General features: G+C 31.5%; 22 protein-coding genes. 10 read left to right on the forward strand and 12 right to left on the reverse strand.

Annotation, left to right across the window (positions count from 1 at the left end; all coding sequences use genetic code 11):
- Nucleotides 1-159: 159 nt before the first annotated feature.
- From NLG42_RS11655 to NLG42_RS11695, 9 genes are all read right to left on the reverse strand, one after another.
- Nucleotides 160-1698 (reverse strand): serine hydrolase, encoded by a 1539-nt coding sequence (locus NLG42_RS11655; protein WP_257683882.1) that lies wholly within the window; start codon nucleotides 1696-1698, stop codon nucleotides 160-162.
- A gap of 14 nt (nucleotides 1699-1712) precedes the next feature.
- Nucleotides 1713-2504 (reverse strand): TrmH family RNA methyltransferase, encoded by a 792-nt coding sequence (locus tag NLG42_RS11660; RefSeq protein ID WP_089059073.1) that lies wholly within the window; start codon nucleotides 2502-2504, stop codon nucleotides 1713-1715.
- 213 nt (nucleotides 2505-2717) lie between these two features.
- The gene (locus NLG42_RS11665) at nucleotides 2718-3803 is read right to left on the reverse strand and encodes an alkaline phosphatase family protein (protein ID WP_257683883.1); all 1086 of its coding nucleotides are present in this window, start codon (nucleotides 3801-3803) and stop codon (nucleotides 2718-2720) included.
- A 62-nt stretch (nucleotides 3804-3865) separates the two neighbouring features.
- On the reverse strand, nucleotides 3866-4279 hold the full coding sequence (locus NLG42_RS11670) for a hypothetical protein (RefSeq protein WP_257683884.1): 414 nt from the start codon (nucleotides 4277-4279) through the stop codon (nucleotides 3866-3868).
- A 36-nt stretch (nucleotides 4280-4315) separates the two neighbouring features.
- Nucleotides 4316-5647 carry a DUF58 domain-containing protein gene (locus NLG42_RS11675; RefSeq protein WP_257683885.1) on the reverse strand — a complete coding sequence of 444 codons (1332 nt, stop codon included), beginning with the start codon at nucleotides 5645-5647 and terminating at the stop codon, nucleotides 4316-4318.
- 120 nt (nucleotides 5648-5767) lie between these two features.
- Nucleotides 5768-6781 (reverse strand): AAA family ATPase, encoded by a 1014-nt coding sequence (locus NLG42_RS11680; protein WP_099719926.1) that lies wholly within the window; start codon nucleotides 6779-6781, stop codon nucleotides 5768-5770.
- Between the two features lie 36 nt (nucleotides 6782-6817).
- Nucleotides 6818-8023 (reverse strand): DUF4350 domain-containing protein, encoded by a 1206-nt coding sequence (locus NLG42_RS11685; RefSeq protein ID WP_257683886.1) that lies wholly within the window; start codon nucleotides 8021-8023, stop codon nucleotides 6818-6820.
- Complete coding sequence (locus tag NLG42_RS11690; RefSeq protein ID WP_089059068.1) at nucleotides 8023-8790, reverse strand: DUF4129 domain-containing protein; 768 nt, start codon at nucleotides 8788-8790, stop codon at nucleotides 8023-8025. The genes NLG42_RS11685 and NLG42_RS11690 overlap by 1 nt, the downstream gene beginning before the upstream one ends.
- Before the next feature lie 12 nt (nucleotides 8791-8802).
- Nucleotides 8803-9783, reverse strand: a complete 981-nt coding sequence (locus tag NLG42_RS11695) for a stage II sporulation protein M (protein WP_257683887.1) — start codon at nucleotides 9781-9783, stop codon at nucleotides 8803-8805.
- A 20-nt stretch (nucleotides 9784-9803) separates the two neighbouring features.
- Here NLG42_RS11695 and NLG42_RS11700 point away from each other — a divergent pair, with 20 nt between their 5' ends.
- From NLG42_RS11700 to NLG42_RS11730, 7 genes are all read left to right on the forward strand, one after another.
- Nucleotides 9804-10547, forward strand: coding sequence for an RDD family protein (locus NLG42_RS11700; RefSeq protein WP_089059066.1), 744 nt, complete (start codon nucleotides 9804-9806; stop codon nucleotides 10545-10547).
- Between the two features lie 236 nt (nucleotides 10548-10783).
- Entirely contained in the window at nucleotides 10784-11647 is an 864-nt protein-coding gene (locus NLG42_RS11705; RefSeq protein WP_257683888.1) for a hypothetical protein, read from the forward strand.
- Between the two features lie 72 nt (nucleotides 11648-11719).
- Complete coding sequence (locus NLG42_RS11710) at nucleotides 11720-12322, forward strand: trimeric intracellular cation channel family protein (protein ID WP_089059064.1); 603 nt, start codon at nucleotides 11720-11722, stop codon at nucleotides 12320-12322.
- A gap of 167 nt (nucleotides 12323-12489) precedes the next feature.
- A complete protein-coding gene (locus NLG42_RS11715; RefSeq protein WP_257683889.1) occupies nucleotides 12490-13440 on the forward strand; it encodes a FemAB family protein in 951 nt (316 codons plus the stop codon).
- A gap of 166 nt (nucleotides 13441-13606) precedes the next feature.
- Nucleotides 13607-14761, forward strand: a complete 1155-nt coding sequence (locus tag NLG42_RS11720; RefSeq protein ID WP_257683890.1) for a DegT/DnrJ/EryC1/StrS family aminotransferase — start codon at nucleotides 13607-13609, stop codon at nucleotides 14759-14761.
- A gap of 3 nt (nucleotides 14762-14764) precedes the next feature.
- Nucleotides 14765-16267, forward strand: a complete 1503-nt coding sequence (locus NLG42_RS11725; RefSeq protein ID WP_257683891.1) for an O-antigen translocase — start codon at nucleotides 14765-14767, stop codon at nucleotides 16265-16267.
- Nucleotides 16254-17000, forward strand: a complete 747-nt coding sequence (locus tag NLG42_RS11730) for an acyltransferase (RefSeq protein ID WP_257683892.1) — start codon at nucleotides 16254-16256, stop codon at nucleotides 16998-17000. The genes NLG42_RS11725 and NLG42_RS11730 overlap by 14 nt, the downstream gene beginning before the upstream one ends.
- Nucleotides 17001-17125: 125 nt before the next feature.
- On the opposite strand, the gene NLG42_RS11735 is transcribed toward NLG42_RS11730, so the two are convergent.
- Nucleotides 17126-18028, reverse strand: a complete 903-nt coding sequence (locus NLG42_RS11735; protein ID WP_257683893.1) for a glycosyltransferase family 2 protein — start codon at nucleotides 18026-18028, stop codon at nucleotides 17126-17128.
- A 45-nt stretch (nucleotides 18029-18073) separates the two neighbouring features.
- On the opposite strand from NLG42_RS11735, the gene NLG42_RS11740 reads away from it, so the two are divergent.
- Genes NLG42_RS11740 through NLG42_RS11750 form a run of 3 tightly spaced genes read left to right on the forward strand, consistent with a single transcriptional unit; the run spans nucleotide 18074 to nucleotide 20662 of the window.
- A complete protein-coding gene (locus NLG42_RS11740) occupies nucleotides 18074-19171 on the forward strand; it encodes a glycosyltransferase (protein WP_257683894.1) in 1098 nt (365 codons plus the stop codon).
- A gap of 4 nt (nucleotides 19172-19175) precedes the next feature.
- The gene (locus NLG42_RS11745) at nucleotides 19176-19580 is read left to right on the forward strand and encodes a sugar 3,4-ketoisomerase (protein ID WP_257683895.1); all 405 of its coding nucleotides are present in this window, start codon (nucleotides 19176-19178) and stop codon (nucleotides 19578-19580) included.
- Entirely contained in the window at nucleotides 19577-20662 is a 1086-nt protein-coding gene (locus tag NLG42_RS11750) for a glycosyltransferase family 4 protein (RefSeq protein WP_257683896.1), read from the forward strand. The genes NLG42_RS11745 and NLG42_RS11750 overlap by 4 nt, the downstream gene beginning before the upstream one ends.
- 262 nt (nucleotides 20663-20924) lie before the next feature.
- Here NLG42_RS11750 and NLG42_RS11755 read toward each other — a convergent pair whose 3' ends face one another.
- Nucleotides 20925-21803, reverse strand: a complete 879-nt coding sequence (locus NLG42_RS11755) for a glycosyltransferase family 2 protein (protein WP_257683897.1) — start codon at nucleotides 21801-21803, stop codon at nucleotides 20925-20927.
- Nucleotides 21804-22487, reverse strand: coding sequence for a cell division ATP-binding protein FtsE (locus NLG42_RS11760; RefSeq protein WP_089059079.1), 684 nt, complete (start codon nucleotides 22485-22487; stop codon nucleotides 21804-21806).
- Between the last annotated feature and the right edge of the window lie 118 nt (nucleotides 22488-22605).

The following is a 22605-nucleotide window of genomic DNA, read 5'->3' on the forward strand; positions in this document are numbered from 1 at the left end:
TTCAAGTACTAAAAATAGGAAAAAAAAAGAATATACACAAGGGAATAGAGTGTTGATTTTGGAATGAAATTATTTTGTTTCAAGTTTCAAGTTTCAAGTTTTTGCGGATTGTTTATACCTTAAGTTTTCAATGAGAAACCTGAAACCTGAAACTTGAAACTACTTTTTAGAAAAATCTAAATCTTGAAAATCGTAACTAAAATCAGTCAGATCAGAAATTGGAAGCATTTTTAAGTTAACCACATTTCCGTTTTCATCATATTTGAAAAGCAAATGAGCATCTGCATGAAAAAAGGCATTATTCCATTTTACAACATAATTACCATCTTTATAGAAAAAAACTTCACCAGCAAGCTGCGGAGAACGTTTTGAAGCAAAATACAGTTTTCCTTTTTTCTCTGTAATCGTTATTTCGCCAAACCAGTTGTCTTTGTAAGTGCCAATGATTTTTGAAAAATCAACTTTTAGTTTGTCTTTTTTATTTTTTGCAACAACAGCCCAAACTTCGTCTGTAACTTTATCTGCAGATTCTTCGCTGGCTTTCATTCGGTTACTGTAAACCGTAACATAATCATCAGATTTTATGCCTAAATAACTGTCTTTAATTGTATTTGTAATGGCGCTGAATGCTGCTCCAGATTGCTGATTGGTTAAAACAATAATCCCTAATCCTAATTCTGGAATTAGAGTAGTTTGTGTAACATTTCCTTCCAAACCTCCAGTATGTGAAACTTGTTTGTATCCTTTTACGTCACTTAAAAACCAGCCTAAACCATATCCGTTAAAATGAGTATTGTAAGGAGGTCTCGTTTTGGTTGGAATTATAGTTTGTAACTGCCACATTTCGTCATGTTCTTTTTCTGAAAACAACTGTTTATTGTCGCCGTATTTTCCGTTATTGATTTGCAGAATTGCCCATTTACTCATATCATTTACACTCGAATAAATTCCTGCAGCACCGTCAAAAATCTGATTTTCGTAACGTTTTATCGTTTTTAATTTCCCGCCAATAGGAACGTGTGGCGTAATTACGTTTGTAGTGTCTTTTAAACGTTTTACCGATGCGACACTATTGGTCATTTCTAATGGTTTCATGATTCGTTCTTCAACAAAATCAGCCCAAGTTTGTTTGCTTACTACATGTACAATTTCGCCCGCAATTATATACATTAAATTGTCGTAATCGTATTTTGTTCTAAAGCTCGAAACAGGCTTTAAATATCGTAAATTATGAATAATATCTTGAGCTTTAAAATCGCTTCCGTCGGGCCAAATCATCAAATCGCCTGCGCCAAGACCAAGTCCGCTTCTGTGTGTTAATAAATCACGGATTGTAAATTCGCGAGTTACAAAATCATCATACATTTTAAAATCTGGAAGATAAGTAATTACTTTATCGTCCCATTTTATTTTACCTTCGTCAACCAGCATTGCTAATGCCGCAGATGTAAAAGCTTTACTGTTTGAAGCAATTCCAAACAACGTATTTTCATCTACTTTTTGTTGTGTTAAAACTGATTTTACGCCATATCCTTTGGATAAAACTACTTTTCCATCTTTTACGATTGCAACTGCAATTCCCGGAACATCAAAAGTTTTTATGGTGCGATTTACCAAGTCATCTACTTCTTGATTGGTTATTTGTGCTGAAACAGAAAAGCTAAATAATAATGCTAAAAGTGATAATTTGTAATTCATGATGGAAAGTTTTTTTAGTTAAATCCTCTTTGGCGTTTGGCTTCAAAAATTAAAATCGCGGCGGCTACAGAAACATTCATACTATCTATTTCTCCCTGCATCGGGATAATGATATTTTGTGTTGCTGCATCACGCCAGTCCTGCGTTAGTCCTGTGGCTTCTGTGCCGACAACTAAAGCGGTTGGAGTTGTGAAATTTTGGGTATGATAAGAAGTTGAATTTTGTAATGTAGCACAGTAAAAATCGATCTTTTTTTCTTTCAAAAAAGCAATAATTTCTTCTGTGGTTCCTGTGGCAATTTGATTGGTAAATAAGCAGCCAACGCTGGAACGTACTATATTTGGATTGTATAAATCGCTTTTTGGATTTGCAATTAATACGGCGTCTAAATTTGCGGCGTCTGCAGTACGTAAAAGTGCACCAATGTTTCCTGGTTTTTCAGGAGATTCTGCCACTAAAATTAAAGGGTTGTCTGATAATTTTAGATCAGAAAGTTTTAAAGATTTGGTTTTGGCTACTGCCAAAATGCCTTCGGTTGTATCTCGATACGCTAGTTTTTGGTAAACTTCTTTATTGATTTCGATCAATTGAACCGATTTAGAAACTAGTTCATGAATTTGATTTTCTGTAACTAATTCAGGTAAAAATAAAACCGTTTCGATTTCAAAACCGCCTTTTATAGCAAGTGAAATTTCGCGTTGTCCTTCAATCAAAAATGTTCCGGTTTGCTTTCGGGCTTTTGCTTTTTCTTGTAATAAAACAAGCGATTTTATAAACGGATTTTGTACTGAAGTAATTTGTTTCATTTTTTTAAAGGCTCAAAGTTGCAAAGGTTCAAAGGTACTGAGTTTTTTTTAAAAGAGGTTCAAAGTTGCAAAGGTTCAAAGTAGTAAGATGAAATAAAAAAATAGCCACGAATTTCACGAATTTACACGAATTAAAATTTTACTTATCACGGGTAAAAAATTCGTGTAAATTCGTGAATCTCGATAGCTATCGGGAGTGGCTAAAAAACCAGATTATTTCTTAAAAACTTCTTTAACTTCAGTATCTACAGGATGATCTGCGCTAAAAGTGTAGCCCATAATTTTGGCAATAGTTTGAGCAAACTGTTTTTGATAAATTTGAGATTCTGTTTTGATTTCACCTTTTGGAGCAATTTCTGGTCCCATCGCTGCAAACCAAATTTGTGATGCACCAGCGATATCAGAACCATGATCCGTCCAATGCGTTTTTATTTTGTCGCCTCGTCCATGATCGACTGTTATAAAAATGGTTGTTTTATTTTTGTATTGTGGATCATTTTGTACAAAATCCCAGATTTCTTTAATCCATTTATCAACTTGATTGGCAGCGTCAAGATATGATTTGTATTGTCCGTGATGTGCCCATTCATCTGTTTCGCCATAAGCAACATAAAGTACTTTTGGTTTATTGGTTTTTAGTTCGTTCATCGCTTGATAATGTGTAAAAACATCTAGACATTCACTTTCATTAAAAGGTTTGTACGAGTTATTACGCATATCGTTCAATAATTTTTGAGTTGCCGTTGGTTTACTTCCTCCAACATTATCAAAAGCAGAAATAACTGGAAAACCGCTTCGTTCTTCGTTTAAAATTCTATCAAAAGCATCCCAAGCTCCAAAAGCTGCAGTTTTGCCTTTTATTTTTGGTTGCTGATTTAAATACTCTAAAATATTTACATTCGGATTAGCTTTGTAACTGTTAGAATTTACTTTAAGATCAACATTTCCAGTCATGATTTCGCTGTATCCAGGGTAACTGAACCAATACGGATTTGCGACATCGACTTTGTTGCCAAGATCACGATTGCCATAAATTTGTCCTTTCGAAACAATTTCTGACCAGAAAAAAGGCATTATTTTTTTGCGAGACGAAGCATAATCAGCACCAGCGTAATTTTTATAAATATATGTGCTGTCACCTTGATTGAATTTTTTATCATTGGCAATTGCAGGATCCAGTCCTTTAAAAACTTCCTGCCATCTAAAGCCGTCTGTGGTGATTACAATAATGTTTTCTGTTTTTTGTGCGCTGCCTATAAAGCTTATTAAAACAAATGCGGTTAAAAATAGTTTTTTCATAGTATAGTTTTTTTGAATTGTAAAGGTCGAAATATTCACGATTTTAAAAATAAACATTTGTATTATCTTTTGTTTTTTATAATGTAAATAATAAAGATTATTTGACTTAATAAAAAAAGAAAAAGTGAAGCATAAGCAGCAATGTCAAGTAATGTGATGAATTCAAGAATATCTTTTGAATTTTCGGCAGTTGTCATGCTGATAAACATATTAAATCTTGCATAAAATACAAAAGGAAGGCAAAGAATAAAATGTACTGCAAAAATTTTAGAAGAAATTATTTTTCCTTTTTGAAGTATTATCCAATAAGTTATAAGGATTACTAAAAGTATGCTCCATACAATTATTTCTAAATAAGATGTTGACGGAATAACAGTGTTCCATCCTGGATTTTCAATTGTGAGCCCTGATTCAAATGGAGTTGCAACAAGGAAAAGTAATAAAAATGATAAAAAAGGAATGTATTTTTTTTTCATCTGCCTATTTATTGAATCAATTTACCTTATCATTTACTACAAAATCCCTCGCGCCTTGATTTCCAAATATTTATTAATGGCGTCTAAAGTCAGATTCTCAGGCTGCGTTAAAACGGAATGGATTCCGTATTTCTTTAATTCGTTTGCAATAAGGCGTTTTTCGAACATGAATTTTTCGGCAATAACTTTATCGTAAACTTCTTGAATAGTGTCCGTTTTTTTGTTGATGATGTCGTTTAATTCTGTATTCTGAAAAAAGACAACTACCAATAAATGGCTTTTTGCAATTCCTTTTAAGTATGGTAATTGACGATTTAAGCCGTCCATAGTTTCAAAATTGGTGTACAGAATGATTAAGCTTCTTTGGTTGATGTTTTTCTTAATATCGACATACAATCTGCTGTAATCACTTTCGAAAAAATCAGTTTTAATGTTGTATAAAGTTTCGAGTATTTTTTGCATTTGAGAACCTCTTCTCTCCGCAAAAACTCTGTTTTCTACTTTTTTAGAGAAAGCGAAAAGACCCGCTTTATCTTGTTTTTTCAGAATTACATTGGATAAAACTAAAGTCGAATTTATCGCATAATCCAATAAACTTAATCCATTAAAAGGCATTTGCATTACGCGCCCTTTATCAATTGCCATGTAAACCGATTGTGATTTTTCGTCTTGAAATTGGTTCACCATCAAAGTGTTTTTCTTTGCTGTAGCTTTCCAGCTTATGGTTCTAAGATCGTCGCCTTGAACATATTCTTTAATTTGTTCAAACTCCATTGTATGACCAATTCGGCGTATTTTTTTGATTCCGTATTGATATAAATTATTAGAGAACGCTAATAAATCGTATTTTCTCAATTGAATATACGACGGATATGTTGGAACCATTTGATCTTTGGCAAACGAAAATCGGCGGGAAATTAATCGTAAAGGAGATGAAACATAAATGTTTAAATAGCCAAAATAATATTCACCGCGTTCGGTTGGACGTAAATCGTATCCAATTGCTTTTTGATCTGAAGCTTTGATTTTTTTTACGATTTTAAAATCGCGTACTTGAAATTGAAATGGAATTTCATCAATTATCTTAACTAAAATAGGAAAGGTATAATAGTTTTTTATTTGAATATTGATAGGATTTAAATCTCCATTTGAAAGCTTTTCTGGTGTAATTCTTTCTGCTTCGATTCCAGTTTTTGTGAGATATAATATTAGAATATCAAGGGCTAAGAAAGTGAATAGAATCAAAAACACAAACCATACGGCATTGTATAAATTTGGAAAAATAAAAGCGCAGACAAATAATCCTATAATGCCCAAAAGCACATAGAAAAAGAAATTATTCAGGTATAGACTTTTTATAAAATTCACTGTTTTTTTAGTTTCAGGTTTAAAGTTTCAGGTTTGCTTCGACTTCGCTCAGCAGGACAGAATTGAAAAAAAAGTTATTTTATATTTCTTCATTCACATTTACAATTCACCATTAACATTTTATCTCGGAATCTCTACTGTTTCGATAATTTGTTTGATAATTTCAGAGCTTGTAATTCCTTCCATTTCACGCTCTGGAGTTACGATTACACGATGTTGTAAAACAGGAATTGCCGCTTCTTTAATATCTTCGGGCGTAACAAAATCACGTCCGCGAATAGCAGCAAATCCTTTCGAAGCATTCAAAATCGCAATAGACGCACGAGGCGAAGCTCCTAAGTATAAAAAGGCATTTTCACGAGTGTTAACTACAATTCTCGCAATGTATTCTAATAAATTTTGCTCTACTCTAATTTGTTTTACTAAAGCTTGATAATTGTTTATTTCAGATGATGAAAGAATAGTTTTAATAGCTTCTAATTTGCCATGATCCTGTAATAAATGTTCTCTCTGGATAATTAAAATTTCTTCGTTTAATTTTGGATAATCAATCGTGATTTTAAACAAGAAACGGTCTAATTGTGCTTCAGGTAAACGGTATGTTCCTTCTTGCTCAATTGGATTTTGGGTTGCAATTACTAAAAACGGAGTTTCTAATTGATAAGCAGAACCATCAATTGTAATCTGGCGTTCTTCCATAACTTCAAAAAGAGCGGCCTGAGTTTTTGCTGGAGCACGATTAATCTCGTCAATCAGAATTAAATTAGAAAAAATCGGGCCTTTTTTAAATTCAAATTCTGAGCTTTTCAAATTAAAAATAGAAGTTCCCAGAATATCGGAAGGCATTAAATCCGGCGTAAACTGAATTCGGCTGAAGCCAATGTTTAATGTTTTTGAAAGTAGTTTCGCTGTAATTGTTTTCGCAACTCCAGGAACACCTTCTAATAAAACGTGACCGTTTGATAAAATGGCAACTAGAAGCTGATCGACCATTTTATGCTGGCCAACAATTACGGTTTCTAGTTCTTTCTTAATCGCGTTTACATGTTCTAAAAGCGGAGCTAGATTTATTCTGGCTTCAAAATTCACATTTTCATTGGTGATTTCAGTTTCTTGAGTATTAATATCGTCCATGATTGTGTATGTTTTTTATTTAATTGGTATAAAATATTAGTTTAAAATCTTTTCAATTGCAGTATTAATTCTAATTAAATCTTGCTCAATACTGGCATGATAACCGTTTCGATGTTCGTTGATTAAAAATATAAGTTCTTGAATATCCGTTTCGTTCTTTCCCGTTTTATGATGCAGTTTTTTTACAAAATCATCATCAAGCTTTGTGGTATCGATTAAATATTCAGTTCGAATTTTTTCTAAGAAATAAATGATTTTTTTATCAATAATATTGGTGTGATCTCCTTCTTGATAGTACAAATTGCCTATTGTTTTAGTAAAGTCAATAGTTGAATTTGCTAATGGCTGCAAAATAGGAACAATACGCTGTTTTCGTTTTGCATTGAATATCATAAAAATCAGCATTCCGATTAAAAATAAATACCAAGCCCATTTTAATGCGGGCTGACTTAGAATATAACGAAGCGGTGATTCTGAAATATTTTCATTGTTCTGCCCTTTTGTGTACCAGTAAATATTGCCTTTCGGAATATATGACAATACATTTTCAGTATATCGATATCGATCTTCTTTTAGCAAATTATAATTGGTAAAAGCCACAGGATTCATATGCAGATAGAAATAACCGCTTTTGTAGGCAACTTTTATAAAGTTGATGTTTTTTTTCTCTTTTGGATTTCCTTGATAGCCTAAAACAGTAGTGTTTAAAGTGTCAATTTTAGTAAAGTAATCAACAATATTGCCTGATGATTTGTAGATTTTTGAACTCAGTTTTTTATTTGCCATCCAAACAGAATTATTTTCAGTTTGAAGAAAACCAGAATTGTAATCTATTTTAAGACTGTCTAATAAAGGTTTTGGAAAATTGGTCATGCTTAAAAAAGCATTATTTCCGTGCGAGACAAAATACATGATCTCTTTAATCGATTGATCGTCAATAGTGTTTTGTGCCGAAATATTTAGAAAAGTTCCTTTTACAGTATAAGTTTGCACTAAAGTGTCTTCATCATATTTAGAATCTAAAAATTCATACGGTGTGACATCAGCAATTTTTTCAATTTTTTGTTTTTTAAGAATACCTTCAATTTCTTTGTCAAAAACATACAACCCAAAAGGGATTTTGTCATTGACAGAGTAAGTTGGTCTCCAATCAATAGGTTTTGGTTTATTGTAATCTGAAACTAAAATTAAGATCAAGATAAAAACCAGAATTCCAATGTAAATTTTGATATTTTTACTCATCAGCTAAAGGTTTTTAAAGCATTCTTAAATCGATTTTCAGCCTTATTGAAGGTTGTATCGTTAATTTCAAATTCGCCGTACCAAATATAATTATAGAGATAAGATAAATAGGTAAATTCTTCTTTGTGAGCTGGTTTTTGAAGTTCGTATAAGTAATCTGAATTGGTTTTTTCAATATCCCATTCAATATAATTATGCTGTGCCATCGTTTTTAAAAGCCAAAGATAATAGTATCGAACTGCGGTGCGTTTTTCGCCCGAAGCAAGGCTTTCTTTTATCAGTTTTTCAAAATCAAGAAGATGAATATTTTTTTCAATATCAGAATAATGAACTGTTCTTTTTTGTGAGTTTTTGCCAAAAATCCATTGACCTTCTTTATTAATAATGGCTTTAACAATTAAATAAATCACTAAAACAATAACCAGAATAGCAATGATTCTTAGAAAAAGAACGGTGAATTTTAATGACGCTTCTGTTGTGCTGAAAGAGAAGATGCTTCGTAAAATACTGGCAAGCCAATCTTTAAAACGCTCCCAATAGCTTTTTTCAGGAGCTTTTTGCTCGTAGATAAAATTTTGATCTGTATATTTCTTTTTGAAATTTTTAGAGAATGTTTTTGCTTCTACAGTACTCGAATCAATTTGAATATCAGCTTCGGTATATTTTACTGAATTAATCTTTGGAGGTTCTTCTGTCACCAAAGAATCCTGAGCATGCGCGATGCCGCAGAAAAAAAGAAAAGATAAAATAAATAAAAATTTATTCATTACTGGTGTAGATTAATTCGATTTGGCAGATAGTTTTTGTACTTTTTTATGAACGATAAAAGGATAAATCAGATAATAAAATGAAATTATTGCTAATGTAAACAGGATAATAAAACTGCTTAACCAATTTGGCATATCGATAGAATATCTTGTTATAAAACCTTCTAAAAATCCAGCACCGATTGTAAAAGGAAAAGTGCTCAAGAATATTTTGAAGCTGTTTTTGAAACCAATTTTAAATGAATTCATTCTCGAAAAAGTTTTAGGAAATAGGATAGAAGCTCCTAGAATAAATCCTGCAGCAGATTCTATAACTATTGCAAAAATTTCCATAGAACCATGAATCCAAATACCACGAACGCTTTTCCAGAATACGCCTTGATCGTAGAAAAAATACTGAAAAGATCCCAGCATTATTGCATTTTGAAGAAAGATGTAAAATGTGCCAATACCGCCGGTAATTCCGAACATATAACATTTTGCACCAACATAAAGATTATTCATCGTAATGCCAATAAAACTTCCCCAGTTTGATCCAGATCCGTAAACCGCCATCGGATTTCCTTTTTTGATGTTCTCGAGAGACATATTTACATAATCATCACCCAAAATCAAACGAACAAAATCGGAGTCATATCGTGCAGAAACTACTCCAATTGCGACAGTCACAAAAAATAAAATAAACGCGTACATCAAATATCTCTTGTATTCAAACAAAAGCAGCGGAACTTCGGTTTTGAAAAATTCAACGATTCTATTTTTTTCTGTTCGTTTCGTTTTGTAAATTTTTTGGTAAATCTGCGAAGCAAGATGATTTAAGTATACAACCGTCTTACTTTTAGGGTAATAAGTTTGCGCATACGACAAGTCATTCATTAATTGAATGTACAAATTAGCTAATTCGTCAGGATTTTTCTTAGCTTTGCCGAAAATAGCTAGCTCAAATTCCAGCCATTTTTCTTTATTTTGTTTTATAAATGCAACTTCTCTCATTGATGGCTAAAATATAAAATATGTCAGAATTATCTATTAACACGACACAAAATGTTCGAATAAATTTTATCGCTGCCACGGTAGGCGAGCGAATGGGGGCTTATTTTATAGATTTAGGTATTAAATTATCATACATAATCGTTGTTTCGCTGCTTGTTTTTTATTGGCTTGACCTTGGTCCGCTTATGGATAATTTAGATACTTGGTCACGAGGAGCCATATTTTTAATGCTTTATTTCCCTTTAATTATTTACTCTATTACTTTAGAAAGTATTTTTGAAGGCCAGTCTTTTGGAAAGAAATTAGTCAAAATAAAAGTGGTTAAAATAGATGGTTACCAAGCAGGATTTGGTGATTACCTAATGAGATGGTTTTTTAGAATAATTGATTTTTCATCTTTTTACGGACTTGTTGGTTTAATTGCGGTTGTTTCTAGTAAAAAAGCACAGCGTTTAGGTGATATGGCTGCAGGAACGGCAGTAATTACATTAAAAAACAAAATCAATATAAGTCATACTATTCTTGAGGAAATTGGAGACGCTTATGTACCAACCTATCCTTTGGTTATTAAATTATCTGATAATGATATGAGAATTATCAAAGAAACATATCAAAAAGCCGAGGCAAAAAACGATCATGAAGTGATTTATAAATTAGTTGCTAAGATTGAAAATGTAACAGGAATAAAGAATCAATCCGGAAATAATATTGATTTCATTAGAATAGTGTTAAAAGATTACAATTTTTACACTCAAAATATGTAATGTTACTTTTTTTGTAATTAGTCGTTTGATACTGCAGAGTTTGTTTAGAAAAACAATAGTTTTCAAATTTTTAGTATAATTTTTTAACACACTTCGCAAATCGCAGAAAAAAAATGCTTTTAAGCTCAAAACGGGTTAGATGATTTCTTAAATTTGTTAAAGAACTTAGTACTAAGTTTCTTTAAAAAATGGCGTAACCGAAAAGCCAAAGAGTAGGAAGATTTAAATATAAAATCATGAAAATTAAAAGTGTATATGCTGTTGCAATACTGTTTTTGGTGTCAATCGCAGCCTTTGCTCAGGGCACAAAAAAATTAGATAAAATTATAAAAAGAGACTATCAGGTAATTGAATGTACAATTAGTAAGATGTCTGATAAAGCAGTTGAATATTCTCTGCCGGGAGAAACAATGCAAATTTCGCTTGATACTGGACAAATTGCTCGTATTGATTTTGCCAGCGGACGCTCACAAACATTTGATGTAACTCCAACGAGCAGTTCTCCAACAAGCAGTTCTCCATCGACAAGATCAACCACAGTTGTTTCTTCTGAAATGAAACAAAATACAATTGCCGTACTTCCAGTTCCTTATTTAAACTCAGATACACAAGAAAGTTCTGAAGATATGGCCAAATTTGCACAAAACGATCTTTATAATAAATTGTTGGACAAATCATCAAATATTTTTCCTTTAACCGTTCAGGATTTAAGAACGACTAACAGTCTGCTTCGTAAAGCCGGAATTGATTATAAAAATATTGATGAAACACCAATTGAAGATCTTGAAAAAATTCTAGGTGTTGATAATATTGTAGCGGCTAAGGTTGCATATACGATTGGATCTGGTACAACTGCAACAACTTACAACAGCGGAAATGCAAAAGTAAGTGACAATAACAAGAAAGTAAAAACCAGCGATATTTCGACTACAACAGCCAATACGCAAGAATATTACTATTACACTGTATATTTTGATATGTATAAAAATGCATCAAAAATATATTCGCAAACACGTAAACCATTCTTAGCAGTAAAAGACAGCTGGATCGATTCTGTGCAGTACTTGCTAAAAAGAAGTCCGATTTACTCAAGAAAATAACAGCTTATAGAGTTGCAAATGGTTTAATCTTTGTATCTCTGCATTTTTAAACCTTTGCAACTTTAAAAAAGAATGTTTCATTTATTAGATATTATCGGCACAATGGCATTTGCAATGTCTGGCGCATTAACGGCAATGCATAAAAGGCTTGATCCGTTTGGCGTTTTTATTATTGCTTTTGTAACCGCCGTTGGAGGCGGAACCCTGCGCGATGTTTTAATAGGCAGAACTCCGGTGGGCTGGATGCTCAATCTGCAATATGTATATGTGATTATTTTAGGTTTTTTTCTAGCTATTCTTTTTAGAAAAAAGTTCGATAAACTTAGAACCTCTCTGTTTTTGTTTGATACAATTGGTTTAGGTGTTTTTACTTTAATAGGCCTTGAAAAAGGAATTATGATTGGTCTGCATCCTGTAATTTGCGTAGCGCTGGGAACTATGACAGCTTGTTTTGGCGGTGTTCTTCGTGATATATTATGCAATGAAATTCCAACCGTTTTTAGAAGAGAAATTTATGCAACGATCTGTATTTTTGGCGGAGTTGTTTTTTTTATTTTAAGAAAATGGAATCTGGCAGACGATGCGCTGTATTTAGTAACCTCTGTAGTTATTATTTCTGTACGTTTACTGGCAGTAAAATACAAATGGCATTTACCAGCATTTGATCATAAATAAGATTTATTTCTGCCGCGAATTACACTAATTTCCACAAATTATACTTTGATGATTATGAGTTGTACGCTTATGAAAAAGTTATAATTTTGATCTTATTGAGTGTAACTGAAAAAAAATTAGTGAACATTCGTGAATCCTGATCGCTGTCGGGAGTGGCAAAAGAAAAAATGAAAAACCTTATAGTAAAAAAATACACGAAAAGCGATTACGACATTTGGAATGATTTTATCGATCAGGCCAAAAACGCAACGTTTTTGTTTCATCGTGATTTTATGGAATATCACGCAGATCTTTTTGAAGATTTTTCGCTTTTAATTTTTGAAGATGAAAAATTACGAGCTGTTCTGCCTGCAAACAAACGATCAAATTCCGTTTATTCACATCAAGGACTTACATACGGAGGTTTGGTTTTTTCAGCCAAATTAAACGGAGAAAAAGCACTGTCGATTCTAGATGCTGTTTTGTTTTTTTTGAACGAAAACAGTATTGAAACCTTCTATTATAAACCAATTCCGAGTTTTTATCTTTCAGGCGGAAATCAAGAAATCGACTTCTTTTTATTTAAAAGAGGTGCCGTTTTAGAACGTAAGGAAATGAATTTGGCCATAAATCTAAATCTGCCGTTACAAATTTCTAAAAGCAAACTAAAACATTTTAGACGAATTGAAAATCTTGATCTAGATATCGTTGAAGAAGAAGATTTTCAGCCTTTTTGGAATGAAATTCTTGAACCAAGATTATCAGAAAAATTTAATGTAAAACCAGTTCATTCAAAAGAAGAAATTGTTTTATTGAAAAACAGATTTCCTCAAAATATAAAACAGTTTTCCGTATATCAGAATGATGAAATTATTGCCGGAATTACAATATTTGAAACCAAGAATATTGTAAAATCACAATACGGCGCTACTTCAAAAAAAGGAGAAGAAGTAAGAGCACTCGACTTTTTATTCATCAATTTGATTCATAAATACAAACGAAAAGGAAAGCACTTTTTTGATATGGGAATTGTAAATGATGATAATGATTCAGGTTATCACGCTGGATTACTCAAACAAAAAGAAGAATTAGGCTGTACGGTTTATAATCAGGATTTTTACAAAATTGCGATAAAATAATTTCTATTAGACAGCTCTATGCGTATTTTGATAAGCAAAATACCTATTTTTGAGATTACAAAGTCTATGTTTCTATGTGTTGAAATAAATTTCGTGCAACGGGTTACTACAAATAGATTTTTAAGAATTAATTGCGCGAATTTTTAATCCGTGGCTAATACAAAATATGATACCATTTCTAGATCTAAAAAAAATTAACGAACCTTATGAAGCTGTTTTTCAGGAAAAACTGAAAGAGGTTCTAGATAATGGCTGGTACATTTTAGGAAAAGAAGTTGAAATTTTTGAAAAGGCTTTCGCCGAATATTGCCAAACAAAATACTGTATTGGAGTAGGGAATGGCTTTGACGCTTTAGTCTTAATCTTTAAAGGTTACATACAACTTGGCAAACTGCAAAAAGGCGATGAAGTTATTGTTCCTGCAAACACTTATATTGCCAGTATTTTGGCCATTTTACAAGCAGATTTAGTTCCTGTTTTAGTTGAACCAAAATTAGAAACGTACAACATAAATCCTGATTTGATTCAGGAGAAAATTACGTCAAAGACAAAAGCCATTTTAGCTGTTCATCTCTATGGGCAATTGGCCGAAATGGAGAAAATAAATGAAATTGCTGTTCAAAATAATCTTTTAGTAATAGAAGATGCTGCACAATCGCATGGAGCGATTGAAAATTCTAATACTTCTAAATTCCAAATTCCAAACATAAAGGAAGATAAAATCAACAATCAAAAATTAACAGTTAAAAATCTAAAATCAAGCGCAGCGCACAGCTTTTATCCAGGAAAAAACCTTGGTTGTTTAGGTGATGGCGGTGCAATTACTACAAACGATTCAGAATTGGCAAATGTACTTTTTGCACTTCGAAATTATGGTTCGCAGCAAAAATACTATAATGATTATATTGGCGTAAATTCGAGATTGGATGAATTGCAGGCAGGATTTTTAAATTTAAAATTACCCAATTTAGATGCTGATAATAGTAAACGACGAGCAATTGCAAAACGTTATTTGTCTCAAATTAAAAACGATAAAATAATATTGCCCGATTGGGATAATTCTAATAATCACGTGTTTCATTTATTTGTTGTTAGAACGGAAAATAGAACTGATTTACAGCGTTATTTAACAGATAATAATATTCAAACCGTAATTCATTATCCAGTGCCGCCGCACAAACAAAATGCATTTTTAGAGTGGAATAATCTATCTTTTCCTATCACCGAAAAAATTCATAATGAAGTTTTAAGTTTGCCAATAAGTCCTGTTTTGACAAAGGAAGAAGTTGACTTTATTATCGAAACACTTAATCAATATTAATTAGTGTCTGATAGTAAAAAATCATATCATGATATTTTAAAAACAACTTCGGTTTTTGGAGGAGTACAGTTTTTTTTGATTTTAATTTCTCTTATTCGAACCAAGTTAATTGCTGTTTTTATTGGTCCTGCAGGAATGGGAATTGTTGCTTTATTAAATTCAACTTTAAGTGTTTTAAACAGTATTTCAAGTTTAGGAATTGAAACCAGCGCGGTAAAAAGCATTTCCGAAAATTATAAAAACGATGATATAAAAACAGTCTCAAAAACAATTCAAATTGTAAAAAAGATTGTTTTTATTACTGGAATTACTGGAATGCTGTTTACTTTAATTTTTTCAAAAACCTTAAGTATCATTACTTTTGGCGATCCAAGTCAAACCTATTCGTTTGCATTACTTTCTGTAACCGTTCTATTTAAGCAATTATCTTCAGGGCAATTGGCTGTTTTGCAAGGTTTACGTCAATTCCGATTTTTAGCCAAAGCCAATCTATATGGTAATTTATTCGGATTGCTATTTTCTATTCCGTTGTATTATTTTTTAAGGATTAATGCCATAATTCCAACCATTTTCATAGCTTCATTATTTGCCTTAATTTTTTCATTTTACTATTCCAATAAAATAAAAACAGAGAAAGAAAGAATTCCTAAAACAGCAGTTATCGCAGAAGGAAAATGGATTGTAAAACTTGGTTTTATGCTGACTATAAGTAGTGTTTTAACGCTTTTGTCAACATATCTAGTTCAGATTTATATTGGTAAAACCGGTGGATTGGAGCAAGTAGGTTTTTACAATGCAGGATTTACATTACTGAATTCTTATGTTGGAATTATTTTTACAGTTATGAGCACCGATTATTTTCCAAAATTAGCGGCTGTAAATACAGATAATAATAAAATTAGAACCAGCGTACAGCAGCAAGCTTTTATTTCAATTTTATTTATTACGCCAATCATTGTTTTGTTTCTTACTTTAAGCTCGGTAATTGTGCAGCTTATTTATACCACAAAATTTGATGCTGTAATTCCTATGATTTGCATTGGAATTTTAGGAATGTTGTTTCGTGCCGTTTCATGGGCAATGGGATTTGTTTTAATTGCCAAAGGTGATTCGAAAATGTTTGTAAAAACTGCCATTGGATTCAATATACTGTCGTTATTGATGAATATTTCAGGCTATTATTTTTATGGTTTGGAAGGTCTTGGTTTTAGTTTCTGTTTTTATTTTTTATTCCATTTTATAGGCTTAAAAATAATTACTAAAAAACGGTATGATTTGTATTTTCAGAAAGATTTCTATGCAATTTATCTCGTGTGTTTTATAATCTGTATTACTGCATTTTTATTAAGATATATTGAAAGTGAAGTTTTAAAATACACTTTATTATCTATTATGATTTTGCTTTCTTTTTGGTTTAGTTGGTTTCAAATCAATAAAAAGATAAATTTAATCGAAATATTTACGTCATTTGTGCAGCGAAAAAAAGACAGAAATGATTCGGAGTAGTTATAGAAAATGTCATTCTTTTTACCAAAAAATCAAGTTTTTCTCTAAAGTAAACTGGATCAAAACGCTGTACTTTAATTTCAAGAAATTTCCTTTCAAAACAGCAAAAAAACTTCCCGTTTTCTTTTATGGACCTGTAAAGTTAACTTCGATAAAAGGTGAGATTCAGCTTGATGGAAAAATTCAAAAAGGAATGATAGGTTTTGGCCAGCCTTATGAATTGAGTTCTGTTCATAAAGGAGTTGCTGAAATTGCTGTTTATGGAACGTTACTCTTTAAAGGGAAGTTTCAATTTGGAAAAGATTATTTTCTATTTGTTGGTGAAAACGGCGTTTGTGAGCTTGGCAATATGGCTTCAATGGCTTCAAGTTCAAAATTAATTTGTACCGAAAAAGTTGTTTTAGGAGATTATGCCAGATTTGGCTCTGAATCGCAGATTATAGATACTAATTTTCATGATTTAATTGATACTGAAACAGGTGAAAAGTTTAAAAAATCGGCTCCAATTCGCATAGGAAATTATAATTTTATGAGCAACAGAGTTTCGATTCTTAAAGGAACTCAAACACCTGATTTTTGTACTGTTGCATCAAATAGTTTGTGTACAAAAGAATATGCAGCTTTAGGCGAAAATATTTTAATTGGCGGTGTTCCTGCTAAATTGATCCGAAAAAATATTTCCAGAGATTGGCAAGGAGAAAAAGAACAACTAGATGATTTTTTGACAATCTAAAAAAAAATAGACACAGATTGGACAGATTCGCTAAAGCGAAAACGCTGATAAAAACGGATTTTTTTAAATGTATTACTATCAAAAAAAGTGATTTATCCCCGTCTTTACGAAGTAAATCCGTAAAATCAGCGTTCAATTATTATTCGGATACGTTGTTTTATTTCTAATAAAATATATCGAAACAACAATTTGAAATTCGAAGTTTTAAATGCCAAAATCATTTCAAAATGTATTCGTTTTAAAATTGCTTTGTGTTCTTCTTTGGTTCTGTTTAAAGAAATTGCCTTTTGGATAATCAAATAAGTAGAATGATTTATTTTTCTAGACCTTTCGTCGTTTTTAAGGAAAAAATGAGTTCCTTGAGAAGTTGACACAATTCGTTTTTGAATCAAAATGGCATCAATAAAATCAAAATCATATTTACGAGAAGCACGAATCCAAAGATCTAAATCTTCATAAGCAAGATTTTCATCATAACCATGTAAATCATCAAAAACAGATTTTTTGACCATCGATGAAACGGAACAAATACTATTACCGCCAGAAATAACACTTAAATAAATATCGCCGGCTGCTCTAGTTTCAATTGTTTTTTTTGACGAATCAACGGGGAAGTAATAAGAGTCAAACTCACCATTTTCAGTAATTAGTTCCGTATTTCCGTAAACAACACCAAGGTTTTTGTATTGAGTTTTTTGGAATGCTTTTAGTTGTAGCGAAACGCAATTTGTCGCTAAAATATCGTCGCAGGCTAAATCAATTATGAAATTACCTTTTGCATGTCGAAGCGCTTTATTAAACGATTTTGTATTTCCTAGATTTGTTTCATTTTCAATAAATAAAATCTCAGGATAATTTATAAGCCAGTTTTTAATAACTTTTCTTGAATTATCGGTGCTGAAATCATCAACAATAATTAATTCAACGTAAGGATAATCTTGATTAACAGCCGACATTAAGCTCTCGACAATAAACCTTTCGTGGTTATAACACAAGCAAATTATAGTCACTAATGATTTATCGGGCATATTATTTTAAAAAGTTATATTTGATACGAAAATAAGAAATCACGAATGATATTGTCTCACAAAAAAAAGAAAATTGCGCTGATTGGTTATCGCTTAAGCGGAGGCGGAAGCGAAAAAGTGATGGCGAACTTATCTGTTTTTTTTGAAAGCAAAGGTTTTGAAGTTGATTTAATTATTGTTTTAGACGAAGTTAGCTATCCCTATTCTGGGAAATTGGTAAACCTGGGTTTACTCAAAGATAAAAGCAATGGTTTTTTAAATAAAGCCAGAAGATTAAAGGTTTTAAGGGATTATTTGAATCAAAATCAATTTGATTTTATTATTGATTTTCGCTTTCGGACTAAGGTTATTCAAGAGCTTATTTTGGCTCGATTTATTTACAATACAAAGACTATTTTTACGGTTCACAGCTTTTTAATCGATCATTATATGCCCAATAATTCTTGGCTGACACGATTAATGTACAATCATTGTTTTGCGAATGCTGCCATTACAGAAGAAATGAAAACATTGATAGAAACTAAACATCAATTAAAAAATGTTGTAACAATTGCAAATCCTGTAAACTTTGATGAGATTGAGCAAAAACAGAATGAAAAGATAGATTTACAGTTTGATTTTATAATTGCAATAGGACAGTTTGAAAATGAAATAAAACAGTTTAACAAACTCATTTCGAGTTACGCTGAATCTGATTTGCCTCGAAATAAAATTCATTTGGTTATTATTGGAAATGGAAACGAAAACAAACTCAGAAAAGCAATTTTTGAGAATAATAGTACTGATTTTGTTCATCTTTTAGGTTTTCAGAACAATCCATTTAAATATCTAAGTAAAGCAAAATTCTTAGTTCTAAGCAGTAAAAATGAAGGTTTTCCAAATGTTATTTTAGAAGCTTTGGCATGCGGAACTCCAGTTGTTTCATTCGATTGTGATTTTGGTCCCAGAGATATGATTTCTTCTTTTGAAAATGGTATTTTAGTAGAAAATCAAAATTGGGAAAAATTAGCCAGCGCCATGAATTTGTTTGTTTCAGATGAGAATTTGTATAATCACTGTAAGCAAAATACAATTAAAAGTGTGAGCCCTTTTTTATTAGAAAAAATTGGCGAACAATGGCTGAATTTAATGAATTTGAACTAAAAATATGACCACAATTCAAGACATAACATTGATTAAAATTCCTGTAGTAGAAGACTTAAGCGGAAATCTGGCTTTTATTCAAAACGGAATTTTACCTTTTGAATTCAAGCGGGTTTATTATCTTTTTGATGTTCCAAGCACAGCTTTTCGAGGCGGACATTCGCATGTTGATCAGCACGAGGTTTTAATTGCTTTGAGCGGCAGTTTTGAAGTGATTGTAAATGACGGAAAGGAGAAAAAAAGCTATTTGCTCAATAAACCAAATGTTGGATTGCATTTACCAAATGGAATTTGGCGTGAATTAGAAAACTTTTCTTCAGGTTCAGTTTGTCTTGTTTTAGCTTCAGATGTTTTTGAGGAAATGGATTATATTAGGGATTATGAAACTTTTTTGAAGTCTAAAAAATGAAACTGCTTTATATTGTTCCCAAAATAAAAAATGCTGATGGTGTTGCGAGAGTTTTATCCATTAAAGCCAATTATTTTATAGAACATTTTAATTATGAAATTCATGTTTTATCTCAAAATGAAACGGACAAATTGCCTTTTTATGACTTCAATTCTAAAGTTGTATTTCATTCTATTGCGCTGCAAGGAAGTGCTTTTAAGTTCTTAAAATCCTATCAGAAACAAATCAATCGAAAAATACAGGAAATAAATCCAGATGTTATTTTAGTTGCTGATAACGGTTTAAAAGCGTTTGTTTTTCCTTTTTTAATTAGTACAAAACGTCCAATTATTCTAGAATGTCACAGCTCTAAATTTATTGAAGAGAAACAGCAGAAATCAGGTTTCTTGTCGAAATTAGTTTCAAGTATAAAATATCGTTTTAAAGATTTTGGTGCGCAAAAGTTTACCCAAGTTGTTGTTTTGTCAAATGAGAATTTAAAAGAATGGAATGCGAAAAATGCAGTTGTAATTACTAATCCGTCTTGGATTAAAACAGAAGTAACAGCTTTTTTACAAAACAAAAAAGTAATTGCCATTGCCAGAAATTCATACGAAAAAGGTTTAGACCGATTATTGCCCATTTGGTCAAAAATAAATCAAAAGCATTCGGACTGGGTTTTGGATATTTATACAGATGAAATCGATTCGTTGAAGAAAGAGGTTGTTCGTTTAGGATTAAGTTCTGGAGTTAATTTTTTCCCCTTTCAAAAAAACATTGAGAGTATATATTTAGAAGCTTCTATTTTCGTTATAACTTCTCGATTTGAAGCTTTTTCTATGACTTTGGTTGAAGCAATGTCTTTAGGATTGCCTTGTATTGCTTACGATGGTCCCGCGGGTCCAAGATCTATTATTACTAATGAAACAAATGGATTTTTGGTTCCTGACGGAAATATAGAATGGTTTGCAGAGAAAATTTCAGTTTTGATTGAGAATGAAAATTTACGAAAACAACTAGGTTCAAATGCAAAAGAATCTATGAAGCTTTACGAGATAGATGCGGTAATGGAAAAATGGAAGAAACTGCTGGAAAGTTTGTAACTATATTTCTGTTTCAGGTAGTTAATTTAAACACATAGTCCCGATAGCTATCTGGATAGGTTCTAGTTTCTTATAAAAAAAAGCATTTCATTTGATTAAAAAACGCAAAGTATGCTTATGTGAAAGAAATGTATTTCTTTACTGTATACTTTTTTGCTGTAAAATCTATGTTCCTATGTGTTTAAATAAAATGTTTTAGGATTCGAAAGAAATGAATAGATAAAACAATTACAGCCAGTAGATTGTTAGATTAGTGGTGATTTTATTTTAAACTGCAGATATAACTTATTTTGAATACGTTCAACAGTGTTAAGGAAGGATTGTTAGAATTTAATTGTTTGTAAATAATTCGATTAAAAGCGCTGTAAAACAAGCCTAAAGTAAATTTTAGTTTATATTTTTTTAGCAGATTGTGTGCGTATAATATTTTTACAAAACTAGGATCAATTTGTTTTTTTTGATCTAAAACAATCAGGTTTTCCAGACTGTTTTTTACTTTAGAAAGGTAAGTTTTACTGCTGTCAATTTCTCCATGTTCAACAGCATTATCAATATGTTTTACACTAAAGTTTGATTTACTGACTTGAAAAGCAAAAAGAGTGTCTTCGTGACCGTATTTTGTTAAATCAGCATCAAATTGTATAGTGTTAAAACAATCTTTTTTGATCAAAGTATTATTGAACATCAGAGTTTTGAAAACAGAAGAATTTCTTTGAGAAACAGTTTTATCTTCAATCAAACGTCCATATTTCCATCTTAGTTTTTGTTCTTTAGATTCGACTTTCAAAGGATGAATTCTGCCGCCGTAAACGATATCGAAAGAAGTGTTATCGAGATAATTTTGTATAAAACGGGAGTTGATAATAATAGAATCTCCATCAATAAAAAGAAGATTCTCGTATTTAGCTTTTGAAACAAGCAAATTTCGATTAGAGCTTAATCCAATGTTTTTTTCTAAAGAAATAAAAGAGGAATTCTGCAAAGAATTTATAGACTCATTTTCCTTGTTTAGTACAGAATTTGAGGCGTCATCTTGAGCAATTATTTCAAAATGAATTCCACAGAAACTGCATTGCTTTACGAGTTCGTTAACGAGCGATAAAACATTTTGATTGTAAACCGGAATTAAAATCGAAAGCATTTACACGTTTCTTTGCACTACTTCGAAGATTCTTTCATCTTCACATTTTAATGTTTTAGATGGAAATTTCATCAATAATGCATAATCGTGAGTCGCCATGATAATAGTTTTACCATTAGCATTAATCGTTTTTAGTACTTCTAAAACTTCTGAACTCGTTTGAGGATCAAGATTTCCTGTTGGTTCATCGGCTAAAATAAATTCAGGATCGTTAAGCAAAGCTCTTGCGATCGCAACACGCTGCTGCTCTCCTCCAGAAAGTTGGTGAGGCATTTTGTTAAGATATTCTTTCATGCCCACTTTATCCAGAACTTCATCAATTTTGCGTTCCATTCCTTCTTTGTCAACCCAGCCGGTTGCTCTTAAAACAAAAAGCATATTGTCTTTTACAGAACGGTCTGGAAGCAATTTGAAATCTTGAAAAACAATTCCAATTTTACGTCTTAAATACGGAATATCATTTTCTTTTAAAGTAGCCAAATCAAAATCGACTATGTGACCTTCACCTTCCGTAAGCGGTAAATCTGCATATAAAGTTTTTAAGAAACTACTTTTTCCAGAACCGGTTTTACCAATGATGTAAATAAATTCACCATGCTGAACATCTAAATTAATGTGAGATAAAATTTTTCTTCCTTCTTGATATATAGTGACTTCTTTAAGAGATAGTACGGTTTGTGACATAATAAAATTGATTTGATTGGTAAAAGTAATAAGATAACGGTTGGATTCAAAATAAATTTCAATCATTTCTTATAAAAAATCGAAATGTGATTTTAAACCATATAAGTCATATTAGTTC

The organism is Flavobacterium plurextorum (assembly GCF_024638035.1).
Lineage (GTDB): Bacteria > Bacteroidota > Bacteroidia > Flavobacteriales > Flavobacteriaceae > Flavobacterium > Flavobacterium plurextorum.